12 protein-coding genes and 1 pseudogene are annotated in these 15,000 nt (G+C 54.1%); 7 read left to right on the top strand and 6 right to left on the bottom strand.

The window, feature by feature from the left end:
• Positions 1-1,005: a tryptophan--tRNA ligase gene (gene trpS, locus GA565_RS02570; RefSeq protein ID WP_152197261.1), complete on the top strand. Its 1,005-nt coding sequence runs from the start codon at positions 1-3 to the stop codon at positions 1,003-1,005.
• 155 nt (positions 1,006-1,160) lie between these two features.
• Here the strand turns inward: trpS and GA565_RS02575 are convergent, their stop codons facing one another.
• On the bottom strand, positions 1,161-2,543 hold the full coding sequence (locus tag GA565_RS02575) for an MFS transporter (protein WP_226950895.1): 1,383 nt from the start codon (positions 2,541-2,543) through the stop codon (positions 1,161-1,163).
• 123 nt (positions 2,544-2,666) lie between these two features.
• Here GA565_RS02575 and GA565_RS02580 point away from each other — a divergent pair, with 123 nt between their 5' ends.
• The gene (locus tag GA565_RS02580) at positions 2,667-3,383 is read left to right on the top strand and encodes a helix-turn-helix transcriptional regulator (RefSeq protein ID WP_152197262.1); all 717 of its coding nucleotides are present in this window, start codon (positions 2,667-2,669) and stop codon (positions 3,381-3,383) included.
• A 14-nt stretch (positions 3,384-3,397) separates the two neighbouring features.
• Here the strand turns inward: GA565_RS02580 and GA565_RS02585 are convergent, their stop codons facing one another.
• From GA565_RS02585 to nirB, 5 genes and pseudogenes are all read right to left on the bottom strand, one after another.
• Complete coding sequence (locus tag GA565_RS02585; protein WP_152197263.1) at positions 3,398-5,116, bottom strand: ShlB/FhaC/HecB family hemolysin secretion/activation protein; 1,719 nt, start codon at positions 5,114-5,116, stop codon at positions 3,398-3,400.
• A 111-nt stretch (positions 5,117-5,227) separates the two neighbouring features.
• A complete protein-coding gene (locus GA565_RS02590) occupies positions 5,228-6,343 on the bottom strand; it encodes a collagen-like triple helix repeat-containing protein (RefSeq protein ID WP_226950896.1) in 1,116 nt (371 codons plus the stop codon).
• Positions 6,344-6,626: 283 nt separating this feature from the next.
• A pseudogene (cobA, locus tag GA565_RS02595) lies at positions 6,627-7,364 on the bottom strand (uroporphyrinogen-III C-methyltransferase); the annotation flags it as partial.
• A 126-nt stretch (positions 7,365-7,490) separates the two neighbouring features.
• The gene (gene nirD / locus GA565_RS02600) at positions 7,491-7,841 is read right to left on the bottom strand and encodes a nitrite reductase small subunit NirD (protein ID WP_152197264.1); all 351 of its coding nucleotides are present in this window, start codon (positions 7,839-7,841) and stop codon (positions 7,491-7,493) included.
• Positions 7,838-10,390 carry a nitrite reductase large subunit NirB gene (gene nirB / locus GA565_RS02605; RefSeq protein ID WP_152197265.1) on the bottom strand — a complete coding sequence of 851 codons (2,553 nt, stop codon included), beginning with the start codon at positions 10,388-10,390 and terminating at the stop codon, positions 7,838-7,840. Before nirB ends, nirD begins: the two co-directional genes overlap by 4 nt.
• A gap of 217 nt (positions 10,391-10,607) precedes the next feature.
• Between nirB and GA565_RS02610 the strand changes: the two genes are divergently transcribed.
• The 5 genes from GA565_RS02610 (at position 10,608) to GA565_RS02630 (ending at position 14,977) form a co-directional block, all read left to right on the top strand.
• Positions 10,608-11,891, top strand: coding sequence for a cytosine deaminase (locus GA565_RS02610; RefSeq protein ID WP_152197266.1), 1,284 nt, complete (start codon positions 10,608-10,610; stop codon positions 11,889-11,891).
• A gap of 113 nt (positions 11,892-12,004) precedes the next feature.
• Complete coding sequence (gene ppiA / locus GA565_RS02615) at positions 12,005-12,580, top strand: peptidylprolyl isomerase A (protein ID WP_055776153.1); 576 nt, start codon at positions 12,005-12,007, stop codon at positions 12,578-12,580.
• 65 nt (positions 12,581-12,645) lie between these two features.
• Complete coding sequence (locus GA565_RS02620; RefSeq protein ID WP_152197267.1) at positions 12,646-14,172, top strand: helicase HerA-like C-terminal domain-containing protein; 1,527 nt, start codon at positions 12,646-12,648, stop codon at positions 14,170-14,172.
• A 45-nt stretch (positions 14,173-14,217) separates the two neighbouring features.
• A complete protein-coding gene (locus GA565_RS02625; RefSeq protein ID WP_370518013.1) occupies positions 14,218-14,397 on the top strand; it encodes a YhfG family protein in 180 nt (59 codons plus the stop codon).
• Complete coding sequence (locus GA565_RS02630; protein WP_152197268.1) at positions 14,387-14,977, top strand: putative adenosine monophosphate-protein transferase Fic; 591 nt, start codon at positions 14,387-14,389, stop codon at positions 14,975-14,977. Before GA565_RS02625 ends, GA565_RS02630 begins: the two co-directional genes overlap by 11 nt.
• The last annotated feature ends 23 nt before the right edge of the window (positions 14,978-15,000 follow it).

Here is a 15,000-nt window from a genome sequence, read left to right on the forward strand (position 1 = left end):
ATGAGTAAACCCATCGTCTTTAGTGGCGCACAACCTTCTGGTGAATTGAGCATTGGTAACTACATGGGTGCTCTGCGTCAATGGGTTAAAATGCAAGATGACTTTGACTGCATTTACTGCATCGTTGACCTGCACGCAATTACTGCACGTCAAGATCCTGCTCAATTACGCAAAGCCACCCTCGACACCCTGGCGCTGTATCTCGCCTGCGGTATTGATCCCAAGAAGAGCACGATTTTTGTTCAGTCACACGTGGCCGAGCACTCCCAGCTCGGTTGGGCGCTGAACTGCTACACTTATTTTGGTGAACTGAGCCGCATGACGCAGTTTAAAGACAAGTCTGCGCGCTACGCTGAAAACATCAACGCCGGTCTGTTTGACTATCCGGTGCTGATGGCGGCCGACATTCTACTGTACCAGACCAATCAGGTGCCGGTAGGTGAAGACCAGAAGCAGCATCTGGAGCTGAGTCGCGATATCGCAGGTCGTTTCAACGCGCTTTATGGCGACACCTTTGCCGTTCCCGAGCCGTTTATTCCGAAGTCTGGTGCCCGCGTGATGTCATTGCAGGACCCGACCAAGAAGATGTCCAAGTCAGACGACAACCGCAACAACGTGATTGGCCTGCTCGAAGACACCAAGTCTGTGACCAAAAAAATCAAACGCGCCATGACGGACTCGGAAGAGCCGCCGGTCATTCGTTACGATCAGGTCGCCAAGCCGGGCGTTTCCAACCTGCTGGATATTCTCTCAGGGGTGAACGGCAAGAGCATTGCCGAGCTGGAAGCGGAGTTTGAAGGTCAGATGTATGGTCACTTGAAAGGTGCTGTGGCAGAAGCGGTTTCCGAGATGCTGACCGGTCTGCAGGAGCGTTTTCACCAGTACCGCGCCGACGAAGCTTTCTTGCAACAGGTGATGCGTGAGGGGGCTGAAAAAGCGCGCTCGCGTGCTCAGGTAACGTTGAAGAAGGTGTATGAAGCCATCGGTTTTGTCCCTGCACCGTAAATCCTTCGTTCTTGGATCCACGGCTGCGTTGGCTTTGCTTGGTCCCCCGAATCACTGACCTGTGTCAGCTCATCGGGATGCCCAAGCTTGCCACCTTGCTGCAAAGCCAAATACTTCCGATTTGATTCTGGAAATGTTCTATCAAAACCACGTCTTTAGGGCGTGGTTTTTTTATGGCTGGAGCTGGGTAATAATATCGCGGTCCACAAGACGCCTGCCAGTACTGACAGCGCGATAGCGACGCAGAGGGCGAGGTGCAGGCCGGTGGTAAAGGATTGAATCGACATCATTAAGCTGCCAAAAATTGCGACCCCCAGCGCCGACCCCGTTTGCCGACTGGCGTTCAGCACGCCTGCTGCGATGCCTGCCCTGTCTTTTTTGATACTGCCCATCAGTGAGGCCGTTGCGACCGGTGTTATCACTCCTGCTGCCAGTCCCAGTGCCGGAAAACACAGGGCAATACGCCAGTAAGGTGCGTTTTCCCCCATGAACAGCAGCCCCGCAAAGCCGGCGGCATATAAACCGCAGCAACCGGCAATCAGCCAAAGCGGCCCGATGAGTCGGTTAATTTTACCCGCGCTAAAACTGCCTAATGTCACCAGCAGGGTCAGAGGAAGAAAGGCTAGCCCAGTATCCAGCGGTGTCCATCCGCGAACCTGCTGAAAATAAAGACTCAACAGGAAAAAGAGTCCATAAAATACTAACCCCGAAATGAGCGACACCAGCGCCGAGGCGGAGAATTCTGCAAGACGAAACAAGTTCATCGGTAGCATCGGCTGTTTGCAGCGACGCTCGACCATGACGAAAAGTCCGCAGGCGCCTAACGCCACTGCCGTGCCAAGCTGTATGAGAGGGTCGTGCCAGCCGCGTGGCGCCATTTCAATCAGGACGGCAATCGACGTCGCCAGCGAGATAATCGCGAGCAGCTGCCCGCTCAAATCTATCGGTTTCCGGTGAGTGGGGGAAGCGGGGGCGGGGATGCGCACCGCCAGCAGTGCGGCAAGCAGGGCAATCGGCACATTGAGCAGAAAAATACTTCGCCAGCCAAAAAAGTGGATCAGAACCCCACCTAATAGTGGACCCGCCGCCATGGCGATACCTCCGCAACCGGCCCAGACGCCGATGGCTTTGGCTCGGCCATGCGTGTTGGAAAACGCGTTGTTAATCAACGCCAACGAGGAGGGTACCAGCAGAGACGCGCCTACACCCTGCAATATTCTGCCGAAAATAAGAGCGGGAAGGGTGGAGGACAGTCCACATCCTGCCGAGGCGGCGGCAAAAAGCAGTAATCCGATAAGATACGTTTTTTTTGCGCCAAATTTATCACCCAGCGACCCGCCGCCGAGCAGCAGGCTGGCAAAGGTTAAGGTGTAGGCATTCACTACCCACTGCAGTCCGGACACGGTGGTTTGCAGAGTGGAGGCAAGAGGGGCGAGGCCAACGTTAACAATTGAGGTGTCGAGTATCACGATAACGTAGCTGAGGCAGGTGGCGGCAACTAACCCTTTTTGGGCGGTGATAGCATTGTCGATTGGCAAAGGCTGAGGTCCATAGCGTGAGATGGATTGACTATAGCCCGCCGCCGCCAAATAATGATTCGAGGCGTGTCGAAGTGTTGTATTTCCTATTATCGTAACTTATCCCACTGAAAGATGGACACAATGAACCAATTTCGCATCTCCGTTGTTGCTCACCTGATTGCCGAGCCGGTTCGTTCAGTGATGTTGATAGCCCTGTCCGGCGGTGAGTCTCTTTCCTCCAGCGCATTGGCCGACGCGGCAGGCATTACGGCGCAAACGGCGAGTTTTCACCTTGGCAAACTGCGCGAGGGCGGCTTAGTGACCGTTGAGGCAGTGGGCCGCCATCGCTATTACCAGCTTGCCGGACCGCATGTCTCACATCTTCTTGAAAGTTTGGCGTCGGTCGGTCCGGTTGGATCACAATGGCTGACTACACCCAATCGCTCCGCCAAAGATCTGCGGTTTGCCCGCTGTTGTTACGATCATCTGGCGGGTCAGATTGGCGTCGCTATGACTCAGGGAATGCTAAATCGTGGACTGCTGGTGGAGGGTAATCAGTGCTACATCTTGAGCGATGCGGGACATAATTGGCTTGAACAACGGGGCGTTGAAATTAGCCATGCTATTTCAGATCAGGCCGATAACATGCGCCAATGTCTCGACTGGACTGAACGGCAATATCATCTTGCCGGCCCGCTGGGCGCCCGCCTATTGACGGCGTTTTTAGCCTGGAAATGGCTGGTTCGTCTACCCGACACGCGATCGTTGAAAGTGACGGCGACCGGTTGGGCCGCCTTTGAGGAGCATTTTGGCATTCGCTATCAGCAAGGCACGTTTTTATTTATGCCACTGCCCTAAGTCGTGATTTTTCATTAGCTGTCATTGTTGAAGTTGTAAGTGAAGGTGGCATTAAAACGCCAGGCGCGGTTGTTGCTGTCGAGTGGCACATCGGCGATGGGGCGAGCGGCCTCAACGGAAATTGAATAGTGTTTATTATCCGCCAAGGTTATCCCTAGCGCATAAGACGCCAAGTTTTGTTTGCGTATCCCCGGCTGGTTAAAGCCAGTGTGCGCGGTGTCCATCACAACATAGGGCTGTAAGGTTTTGAGCCACACTCCTTGTTCAATATCATGGATATAACGCATCTCGACCTGCCCGCCAAATCCGTAATCACCCGTCGCCTCGCCGTCCTGATAGCCTCGGCCATAGTGCATGGCACCGAAGCTGGCGCGCTCTGGCTCCGGTAGATTTTTATCCGACCAGTCCCCCTCCCACGACGTGCTCAGCCGCCATTTTTTGTCGAACAGGTAGGCGCTTTCACCGTTGAAGCGCCAGCGAGTAAAGGTCAAATCGGTGTTTGGCGTGGTGCGGCTCGCCCCAAGGCTGTCGATCCCTTGGCGGACATTGAACCGCGCATTCCAGTAAAACTGACTGTATTCACGGTAACCGTTCAGCGACAGCTCCACGGCCGGGTAGCGGACGTATTGATTGATACTCTCAAGAGGGATGTCCTGCCCGTTTGCCGCGGCTTTTAAGTCGTAGTTGTATTTTTTGTACAGATAGTCCGCGCCGCCGCTCAAGGTCCACTGCGTTTTACGCGTTAACTCCAAGGGGTAGCTCAGGGTAAAACCGCCGTTATATTGGGTCTGCTTGGCCTTGTAATCGACGTTAATATTATTGGGTAAGGTTTGCAGCGTATTGAAGTCTTTATCATTTTGTTGAAAATAGCTGCCCTTCAGCTGCATCAATAAACCGTCATCCCCCAAGTACTGTTGATAGTTCAGGCCGGCGTATTTTTTCTCGGTTGACCCACTTAGGGGCAGCAAGGTAGCCACGCCCAGCTGCTCACCGTATTGGCTTAAGCCACTCAGCGTGGCATTAATCACGCCGTCGGTTTCGCCTTTGCGCGAATCCACCGAGGTAATGACATTCCAGTTACGCGTCCTTTTGGCCTCAACATCCATCACGGTGGCGCCGTAAATATTGTCAGGATTCTTGGCACTGGCGGTCACTTTGGTGTCGGGCGTGCGCGCCATCAGCAGGCTATAGCGCTCAAAGGTGTCCCCGGTTAACGGCTTCTCTGCCATGATTTTTTGCGACAGTTTACTGAGCCAAATACCCACCTGTGTGTTATCACTGTGAACCTGAGTGTTCGACACGTAGCCTTCAACCAATCCCACCTTAAGAACGCCGTCCTGAAAGTTGTCTGAAGGCAGATAGGCATAAGACAGCACGTAGCCGTCGTGATGATAGCGCTGCGTCAGGCTGTCGGCGGCAGCCAGCAGTTCGCTCAGCGCCACTTTCTTACCGACGAATTTTAGAAATGGCTGCGTTAACTCCCCCAAGGAGTAGCGCGTGCCGCCAATAAACTGCAGATGTTTTACTTCCACCAAGGTGCTTGGGGTAAATGCAGGCGAGAGTTTGGGTGTAGAAAGGCTGATTTTTGGCGACGATTTGGGCATGCTGGGTTCTGAAACAGGTGTGGCGAGTTTAGCCGGGTTATTGGGGTCGATGAGAGTAGGGAACATTTCGGCCGAGGTGTAGCCGATAGCCGATCCCATTAAAACAACTATGCAGGTTTTTATTCTCATGGAAATTCCTTTATCGCATAGGTATAAGCTGCAACAACATGACTACGACAGGTGTATTAACCAAGGCACGCGCTGCGCAGGGCAGATCGTGCCTATCCCGTTGATTAAGATTTATTTTTGAGTGTTTAAGGTGGCTAGCGTATTGGGCAGCGTAGTGACGGTGGTAACCACTTTGCCTAATAGCCCCCCGTTGGCGCTATTGCCTGAAGAGACCACACCGCCGGTCTGTGTCACTGCATTCCCGACGTGGGTGACGGTTGACCCCACGCCCGCTATCGCTGGTGCGTTAGTTGATACCTGGGTACCTGTCGCGGCCACGGTGTTACCTACGTTCCCCAACAGTGAGCTGACCGGGGCGCCTAACCCTGTTGCCGAACCGACAGTTTGGGTAGTGGTTTGAACGGATGAAAGAACTGGCGTCACAATGCCGGTCGCGCCGGTAGTAATTTGCGAGGTGGAGCCGGTGGTTAAGTTATTGGCCAATCCCGTACCGGTCGCGGTGACGACGGTGCCGACTTTGTTGACCAGTCCACCGGTTGGTGTGGTGACACCGGCAAGAGGCGTTGTTGCGCCGTTGCTGGCAAGTGAAGTTCCAAGCCCGGAGACGCCGGTGCCGAGGCTAGCCACGGCAGTGGGAACACCGGCGGCGGTGACGCCAATGGCATTAGGATTTGAACCGAATTGCCCGACGCCGTTTGTTACGCCGCTGCCAATATTTGAAACGGCGACACCAGTGCTGTTGAGCACGGTAGCCACGCCTTGACCGGCAATCGGGATATTGCTGATAGGCGTTTGGGTGGCGATACTGCTGACCTGATTACCCACCCCGCTGACCGCACCGCCGGTACTGCCTAGAATACTGCCGGTAACCAGCGTGGTTGAGGTGCCTGTGCCGGTTCCACCCGTTCCCGTCCCGTTTCCACCGCTACCGGAACCGGTACCCGTTCCTGTCCCAACGCCGGTACCCGTTCCTGTTCCAGTACCGCCATTGCCAGCCGTTGTGCCGGTGCCACCGGTCGTGGTTGTGCCGTCACCGCTCGAGGTGGTGCCGGAGCCGGTTGATGCTGTTCCCGAGCCATCAGTCCCGGTTGTCGCAGAACCGGAAGTCCCGGTTTTTGCGGTGGTATGTGAGCCGCCTCCTCCTCCACTACATGCGGCAAGCGCGAGTGAGAAAAGAACAGCCGTAGCAATTTTACTCATCTGACTCATATTATTTTCAGAGCGCATAATGCAATCCTCCGCATAAATTACGTCCGGATTGACGCATTTCAAATATTAGTTCGATGTGTGTAAAATTACACTTTGGGTAGTGTTTTATGCTTTTTTTAGGAGAAATAAATGGTTAGATGAACTTATGTTCCAAAAAGGATTTGTAGAAAGGATCATATTTCGTGCGGGTTAATTTTTACGCAGTTTAATTCCACTTAAATGTAAAGATAGGTATTTAAACACTAGGTAATAGCGTTTAATAAGGGATTGTGCGCATAAAGTTATAAGGGGTTTTTTTGGGTCACCGCGACCCGTTGCCTGGAAACCAATTAAGCGTACTTCTCAATTGCACCACGCCACCGATGATAATCAGGCTCGGGCTGATAACCTGCGTAGCTAATGCGCTGAGCTGCCACAGCTCCCCGGTGAAAACGCGCTGGGCCGCAGTGGTGCCGTTTTCAATCAATGCCACCGGCGTGTTCACCGCTAAACCGTGTTGGGTAAGCTGGTGCTGAATTTCTCCTGCCTGCGAGAGTCCCATATAAAACACCAGCGTTTGTTTTCCCTGCGCCAGACACGGCCAGTCGAGAACGCCGTCTTGTTTGGCGTGGCCGGTTATCAGCCTGACACTCTGTGCATGGTCGCGATGGGTGAGGGGGATGCCGCTGTAGGCCGAGCAGCCCGATGCCGCCGTAATGCCGGGCACCACGGAAAAGCGGATACCTGCGGCTGCCAGCGCTTCAAGCTCTTCGCCACCGCGGCCAAAGATGAACGGGTCGCCGCCTTTGAGACGCACCACGCGTTTACCGCGCTGCGCCTGTTCAACCAAAATTTGATTGATCTGCTGCTGTGGAACGCAGTGATTGCCCGACGCCTTACCGACAAAAATTCGCTCTGCGTCATGCCGTACGAGGTTTAACACCTCATCGGACACTAGCCGGTCATAGACCACCACATCGGCGAGCTGCATTTGCTGTAGGGCCTTAAGCGTTAACAAACCGGCATCGCCCGGACCTGCGCCGACGAGCGCCACTTCTCCCCCGGCTTGCAGGCTGTCATAGTCTTTGGGCTGACAAGATAACGGCAAATAATCCATGCTTTACTCACTTCAACGGTAAAAAAACCGAGAGACCCTTAACCACGGCTGTGTGTTTATCGTTTAGTCTCATCGCGGCAAGAGGGACAAACAGCGACTGTCGATCTGCACGTTGCCGTCTTCAACTCTGACGGAATAGCGGACAATGCTGCGCGTTTCGTCTTCCATACATTGGCCATCAATGAGCCGAAAATGCTGTTTCTTCAACGGGCTGGCGACCCACAACTCCCCCTGATGTTCGCCGATAATACCGCGCGACAGCACGCTGGCCTGCGCAAAGGGGTCAATATTGCTCAGCGCATACACCTCCTGCTGGCTGTGCGGTCGAAACAGCGCTATCTGGTGTTGACCAACCTGTGCGCATATGCCGCAGCCCGGCGTAATATCATCTATAGAGCAAAGTGTTATCCATGATTTCATACGGTTTTCTCCTCGGCGGCACGCTGCGTCACCGGAATGCGTTCCTGCGGACTCGCCGGGCGATGCTGTGCGCGTTCGGCCACAAACTGCACCAGCGGGTCTCGCTGATTGCTATTGATAAAATGACGGAATCGCGTTTGCGCCGACGGGTCTTCCAGCGTTTGCTGCCATTCGCAGCGGCTGAGTCCGCGCAGCTGGGAAAGGTCGGCTTCCAGCGTGCCACTGAGTCCCAGGTTGTCGTCAATAATGACGCCCCGCAGATAATCAATGCCGCCTTCTAGGTTTTCGAGCCACACTGAGGTGCGCTGGAGTTTGTCGGCAGTGCGGATATAGAACATCATAAAGCGGTCGAGATAGCGCAGCAGCGTGTCGTTATCCAAATCGGCGGCAAGCAGGTCGGCATGGCGTGGTTTCATGCCGCCGTTGCCACAAACGTAGAGGTTCCAGCCCTTTTCGGTGGCAATAATGCCCACGTCTTTTCCCTGCGCCTCCGAGCATTCACGGGTACAGCCGGAAACGCCGAATTTCATTTTGTGCGGCGTACGAATGCCTTTGTAGCGATTCTCAAGCGAAATGCCAAACCCCAGACTGTCGCCGACGCCGAAGCGACACCATGTGCTGCCCACGCAGGTTTTCGCCATGCGCAGCGCTTTGGCATAGGCCTGTCCGGTCTCAAATCCGGCGGCAATTAATAGTCGCCAAATAGCGGGAAGATCGTCTTTTTGTGCCCCAAACATGCCAATCCTCTGCGAACCGGTAATTTTGGTGTACAGGCTAAACTGCTCGGCGATGTCGCCAATTGCCCGCAGACCCTGCGGAGTCATTTCGCCGCCCGGTGAGCGGGGGATGACCGAGTAGGTGCCGTCTTTTTGCATATTGGCGAGGAAAAGGTCGTTGGTGTCCTGCAGTGGCGCATTTTGCGGGCTAAGCACGTAGTCGCTCCAGCATGAGGCCAGCAGCGATCCGACGGTAGGTTTACACACTTCGCAGCCGTAGCCTTGACCGTATTTTTGTAGCAGTTGCTCAAAGTTGTGGATTTTATCTACCTGAATCAGATGATAAAGTTCCTGACGTGAGTAGGAAAAGTGTTCGCAGAGGTGGTGATTAACCTCAACGCCCTGCTTTGCCAACTCGGCATTAAGCACTTGGGTGACCAGCGGAATGCAGCCACCGCAGCCCGTGCCTGCGCGTGTTTCTGACTTGATTGAGGCTACCGTGTGGCAACCGGCCTGTACGGCGGAAATAATATCGCCCTTGGTGACGTCAAAACAGGAGCAGATTTGCGCGCTTGCCGGCAGCGCATCGGTGCCCAGGGTCGTGCCCCCGCCGGCTCCGTGGGCGGGAAGGATCAGGCTTTCAGGGTGTTCGGGGAGAGGGATCTTATTAAGCACCAATTGCAGCAGATTGCCGTAATCCCCCGTGTCGCCGACCAGCACCGCGCCGAGCAGGGTTTTATTATCCTCACTGACGATCAGCCGTTTATACAGCGAAGCGCTTTCGTCGAGATAAACATAGCTGAGCGCGCCGGGTGTGCGGCCTTGTGCATCGCCAATCCCGGCGACGTCAACGCCCAGTAGCTTGAGCTTGGCACTCATATCTGCACCGGTAAATGCGTTGTCGCGGCCAAGGAGATGGTCGACGGCAACCTGCGCCATTTTATATCCCGGTGCGACCAGGCCGAACGCCCGCTGGTTCCAGGCGGCACATTCACCGATGGCGTAGATATCCGCATCGCTGGTCTGGCATTGGTCGTTTATGGCAATACCGCCGCGCGGTGCGAGCAGTAAATCCGACTGCCGAGCCAGCGTATCCTGCGGGCGAATACCGGTCGAAAAGACGATAAAGTCAACGTCAAGGCAGCTGCCGTCGGCAAACTGCATGGTTTTGCGCGCCGTCTCTCCTCCGTCAATAATTTCCTGGGTGTTTTTACCGGTGTGTACCCGCACGCCCATGTTTTCAATTTTCTGTCGCAGCTGATTGCCGCCCATTACGTCGAGCTGTTCGCACATCAATCCCGGTGCAAACTCCACCACGTGGGTCTCAACACCGAGGTTCTTTAATGCCCCAGCGGCTTCGAGTCCCAACAGTCCACCGCCTACCACCGCGCCGCGTTTGCTGACTTTGGCACAGGCTTCAATGGCATCCAGGTCTTCAAGGGTGCGATAAACAAAGCAGTCCGCACCGTCTGCGCCTTTAATCGGCGGAACCCAGGGATAGGAGCCGGTAGCAATAATCAGTTTGTCGTAGGGAACGCGGCGTCCACCGTCGGCGTGGATGACTTTATTCACCCTGTCGAGTGCAATGGCCCGTTCGCTAATCAGCACATTTACCTGATTGTCGGCGTAAAAACTTTCACTCACCAGCGACAGTTCTTCGGCCGTATGATGCAGAAAATAGGAGGAAAGATGCACGCGGTCGTAGGCCACGCGAGGTTCTTCACAGAAAACGGTGATTTCAAAGGTGTTCGGCGCGGCTTTATCCAGAAGATCTTCAATAAAGCGGTGACCCACCATGCCATTGCCAATAATCGCGAGCCTGACTTTGCGCATATTTGCCTCAAATTTGATGTTTATACGCCTAACATAGGCCCTTGCCGCTGTGAGGTTTTGATGCAAATCAACCGCGATATTAATCTACCCCCTAGGGAGTATCTGGATTGTTTGTTGAAATTACATACGATTAATTGATGGAGTTCTTCCGTATGTGGCGGTATCAGCTATTGTTTTAAGTAAGATAAAAAAATAACACGCAGCCAGAGAGGTAACGGTGACGCAAAACAGCCTGCGGGCCATTAAGAACGTACGCCTGCCCGATTGTCAGGGGCTATGGCAGATTGATATTGAACAGGGAAAGATCCGTCAGATAATCAGTCAGCCGCAGGGTGAAGCGACGAGTGACGACGTTCTCGATGCCCAGGGAGGCATGGCGGTGCCACCGTTTATTGAGCCGCATATTCATCTCGACACCACGCAAACCGCCGGTGAACCGTCGTGGAACATCTCCGGTACACTGTTTGAAGGTATTGAACGTTGGGCCGAGCGCAAGGCGCTGCTGACCCATGATGACGTGAAGCAGCGCGCGTGGATCACCCTGAAATGGCAAATCGCCAACGGCATTCAGCACGTGCGCACTCACGTTGACGTCTCCGACCCGACGTTAACGGCGCTAAAGGCCATGCTTGAGGTGAAGCAGGAAGTTGCGCCGTGGATAGACTTGCAAATCGTCGCCTTCCCGCAGGAGGGGATTATGTCTTATCCCAATGGCGAAGCCCTGCTGGAAGAGGCGCTCAGGCTTGGGGCTGACGTGGTGGGCGCGATCCCTCACTTTGAATTTACCCGCGAATACGGCGTCGAATCGCTGCATAAAACCTTCGCATTGGCGCAGAAATACCACCGTATGGTTGACGTGCACTGTGATGAAATCGATGACGAGCAGTCACGTTTTGTCGAAACGGTTGCGGCTTTGGCCCACCGCGAAAACATGGGCGCGCGGGTTACCGCCAGCCACACTACGGCGATGCACTCTTACAACGGTGCCTATACTTCAAGACTCTTCAGGCTGTTAAAACTATCAGGCATCAATTTTGTCGCGAATCCGCTGGTGAATATTCATCTGCAGGGCCGGTTTGACACCTATCCCAAGCGCCGCGGTATTACCCGCGTGAAGGAGATGCTCGAGGCCGGAATTAACGTCTGTTTTGGCCATGATGACGTCTTTGACCCGTGGTATCCGATGGGCACCGCCAATATGCTGCAAGTGCTACAAATGGGGCTGCACGTTTGCCAGCTAATGGGATACGAACACATTAACGACGGGCTGAAACTGATCACGACTTACAGCGCCAAAACGCTTAATCTTCAGGATTATGGGATTACTCAAGGTCATGCCGCCAATCTGATTATTCTTCCGGCAGAGAATGGCTTTGATGCGATTCGACGTCAGGTGCCGGTGCGCTATTCTATTCGTCAGGGAAAGGTGATTGCGCAGACGCGCCCGGCAGAGACACTCATCCATCTTAAGACCGATGAACCCGTTGATTTTACTCGCTGATTTAACGGTAAGCTCTCACATTGCGTAAATAACGGTAAAGGGCTGGCGCGAAGGGGTGTGGGTCTTTAGAATCAATGCGTTTTGTGGCTTGCCTATTGGAGAAAGGAACCGTCATGTTTAAACGTACTTTAGTGACCTTCACAGCTTTGCTTTCCCTCACCGCAATGGCCCCGGCGGCATTTGCAGCCAAGGTTGCGGACACCCATGTCTTGCTGACCACTTCAGCGGGGAACGTCGAGCTTGAACTCGACAATGCGAAGGCGCCGGTTTCCGTCAAGAATTTTGTGGATTACGTGCAGGCTGGTTTTTATAACAACACCATCTTTCATCGCGTGATCCCGGGCTTTATGGTTCAGGGCGGAGGTTTCACCGCCAACATGCAGCAAAAAAGTACCAACCCGCCGATCAAAAACGAGGCGGATAACGGTTTGCGTAACCTGCGTGGCACCATCTCTATGGCGCGCACCTCGGACAAAGACAGCGCAACCAGCCAGTTCTTCCTGAACGTGGCCGATAACGCCTTCCTCGATCACGGCCAAACCGATTTCGGTTATGCGGTGTTTGGTAAAGTTATCAAAGGTATGGACGTAGTTGATAAAATTTCATCGGTAAAAACTGACAACGTGGGGCCTTATCAAAACGTGCCAACAACGCCGATTGTGATTCTGTCTGCTAAAGTTCTGCCATAACCTTTCTTAAAGCCTAAACCCAGGCTGCCCGCGCTATCCTCAGGGCAGCCGTGCAAGGAGAGAAGATGAGTGAACCTCGTGTTATTGCAAAAGCAATGCATGCCGGAAAACCGGCTCAGGACTTGGCTATTCTCCCTGCTTTGGCTAACCGCCACGGTTTGATAACCGGTGCAACAGGCACCGGCAAGACGGTCACGTTACAAAAAATGGCCGAGCAGTTTTCCCGCCTTGGGGTGCCGGTTTTTTTAGCCGACGTTAAAGGCGATTTATCGGGGATCGGCACCGAAGGCGTGGCCTCCGATAAACTCAATGCCCGACTGGCAGCGATTGGCGTCACCGACTGGCAGCCCGCGGCCTGCACTATCATCCCCTGGGACATTTTTGGCGAAAAAGGGCATCCCGTTCGCGCCACCCTCTCTGATTTAGGTCCCCTGCTGCTAGGCCGCCTGCTCGACCTCAATGAGGTACAAAACGGCGTTTTGCAGCTGGTCTTTAAAATTGCCGACGACAACAGCCTGCTGCTGCTCGACATGAAAGACCTGCGCGCCATGTTGCAGTACGTGGGAGACAACGCCAAACAGTTTCAAACCCAGTATGGCAATATTTCTTCGGCCTCGATTGGTGCTATTCAGCGTGGCCTGCTGACCCTTGAGAGCCAGGGTGCCAACGCGTTCTTCGGCGAGCCGATGCTGGATATCCAAGACTTGATGAAAACCGACGCCAACGGGCAGGGCATAATCAACCTGCTGGCGGCGGACAAACTTATCAATCAGCCAAAACTCTATTCGGTATTCCTGCTGTGGCTGCTGGCCGAGCTGTTTGAGCATTTGCCCGAGGTGGGTGACCCGGAGCAGCCGAAACTGGTCTTCTTCTTCGATGAGGCTCATTTGCTGTTTAACGAGGCGCCTGCTGCGTTGTTAACCAAAATTGAACAAGTGGTGCGACTGATCCGCTCTAAGGGCGTGGGCATCTACTTCGTAACGCAAAATCCGTTGGATATCCCCGACTCGGTGCTGGGGCAGTTGGGCAATCGCGTTCAGCACGCGCTACGCGCGTTTACGCCGCGCGATCAAAAGGCGGTGCGAGCGGCGGCGCAAACGCTGCGGGCCAATCCGGCGTTTGACGTAGAAACGGCGATTACCGAACTCGGCGTCGGTGAGGCGCTGGTGTCGTTTCTTGATGAAAAAGGGCGGCCGGAAATTGTTGAACGGGCGATGGTCATAGCGCCTGAGTCAAAAATGGGTCCGCTTGGCGAAGAGGGCATGAATAAGGCCATCAACAAATCGCCGCTGTATGGTCGCTATGAAGACGCCATCGACCGTGAATCCGCTTATGAAAAACTGAGCGTTCAGGGATTCAATACGGTGGGAACCCCGGCGGATAATGTCGATGCCAAAAATCCTGCAGCCGAAAAATCGACCGGTGGCGGACTCATGGGCGGACTCAACGATTTACTGTTTGGCACTACCGGCCCGCGCGGTGGCAAGCACGACGGCATGGTGCAAACAGCGGCAAAAAGCATGGCGCGAGGGATAGGGCGCGAGATTATACGCGGCGTGCTCGGCTCAATCATGGGCGGCAGAAAACGCTGATGTTCTATACGTAAACTCCACTGTCTTTGGTCAAGTGAGGAAGGTATGGCGACAAAAATGACAAAAATGACAGAAAAACAGAAAGAACAGTTTTACCGGAAACGCAGAAATCACAACTTTCAAAGCAGTGCGGCGCTGGACGGCCTGAAAACCGCGTTGGTTGAGCTAGCGGATGAGCAGATCTTTGCAAGAATCGAGACATTAAGGGGACACTATGAGCGATAAGCTGATAGCCGGTGATGACCCTTATCTCTATAAAGGGATCAACGTTCTGAGAAACAGGCTCGAAATTCACGAGTCGCACCGCCTTCTGCAGGCTGAACTTGAGTTAACCCCGCTACGGGCCGCCATGATTGAGCTGGGGCCGCCCAATATGGGACTTCCGCACCTTTGTGCCATCCATTACGCCCTTTTTCAGGACATTTATGACTGGGCCGGCAAACTGCGTGAAATCGACATTGCTAAAGACGATACGCCTTTCTGCCACTTCGCCTACATTGAGCGCGAAGGAAACAGCCTGATGCAGGCGCTTGAGAATGAAGACTATTTGGTCGGACTCACTCAGGACGCACTCTGCGAACGCATCGCTCACTATTACAGTGAAATCAATCTCCTGCATCCTTTTCGCTATGGCAGCGGTCGAGCGCAGCGAATTTTCTTTGAACAGCTCCTGACCCATGCAGGCTATGGCATTGACTGGAGTCAGGTGGATACGCAACGCTGGACTGATGCCAATAAGGCGGCGGCTTTTGGTGACGAACTGCCCTTAAGCCAGGTTTTTAAAACGATCGTCAGCGATGCTTAGCCGAAGGTCAGGCAAGTGTGGGA

The organism is Rouxiella sp. S1S-2 (assembly GCF_009208105.1).
Lineage (GTDB): Bacteria > Pseudomonadota > Gammaproteobacteria > Enterobacterales > Enterobacteriaceae > Rouxiella.

Bases quoted from the DNA above. Each gene is read 5' to 3' on its own strand.
- trpS (WP_152197261.1), top strand. From the start codon at position 1: ATGAGTAAACCCATCGTCTTTAGTGGCGCACAACCTTCTGGTGAATTG.
- GA565_RS02580 (WP_152197262.1), top strand. From the start codon at position 2,667: ATGAACCAATTTCGCATCTCCGTTGTTGCTCACCTGATTGCCGAGCCG.
- GA565_RS02585 (WP_152197263.1), bottom strand. From the start codon at position 5,116: ATGAGAATAAAAACCTGCATAGTTGTTTTAATGGGATCGGCTATCGGC.
- GA565_RS02590 (WP_226950896.1), bottom strand. From the start codon at position 6,343: ATGCGCTCTGAAAATAATATGAGTCAGATGAGTAAAATTGCTACGGCT.
- nirD (WP_152197264.1), bottom strand. From the start codon at position 7,841: ATGAAATCATGGATAACACTTTGCTCTATAGATGATATTACGCCGGGC.
- nirB (WP_152197265.1), bottom strand. From the start codon at position 10,390: ATGCGCAAAGTCAGGCTCGCGATTATTGGCAATGGCATGGTGGGTCAC.
- ppiA (WP_055776153.1), top strand. From the start codon at position 12,005: ATGTTTAAACGTACTTTAGTGACCTTCACAGCTTTGCTTTCCCTCACC.
- GA565_RS02620 (WP_152197267.1), top strand. From the start codon at position 12,646: ATGAGTGAACCTCGTGTTATTGCAAAAGCAATGCATGCCGGAAAACCG.
- GA565_RS02625 (WP_370518013.1), top strand. From the start codon at position 14,218: ATGGCGACAAAAATGACAAAAATGACAGAAAAACAGAAAGAACAGTTT.
- GA565_RS02630 (WP_152197268.1), top strand. From the start codon at position 14,387: ATGAGCGATAAGCTGATAGCCGGTGATGACCCTTATCTCTATAAAGGG.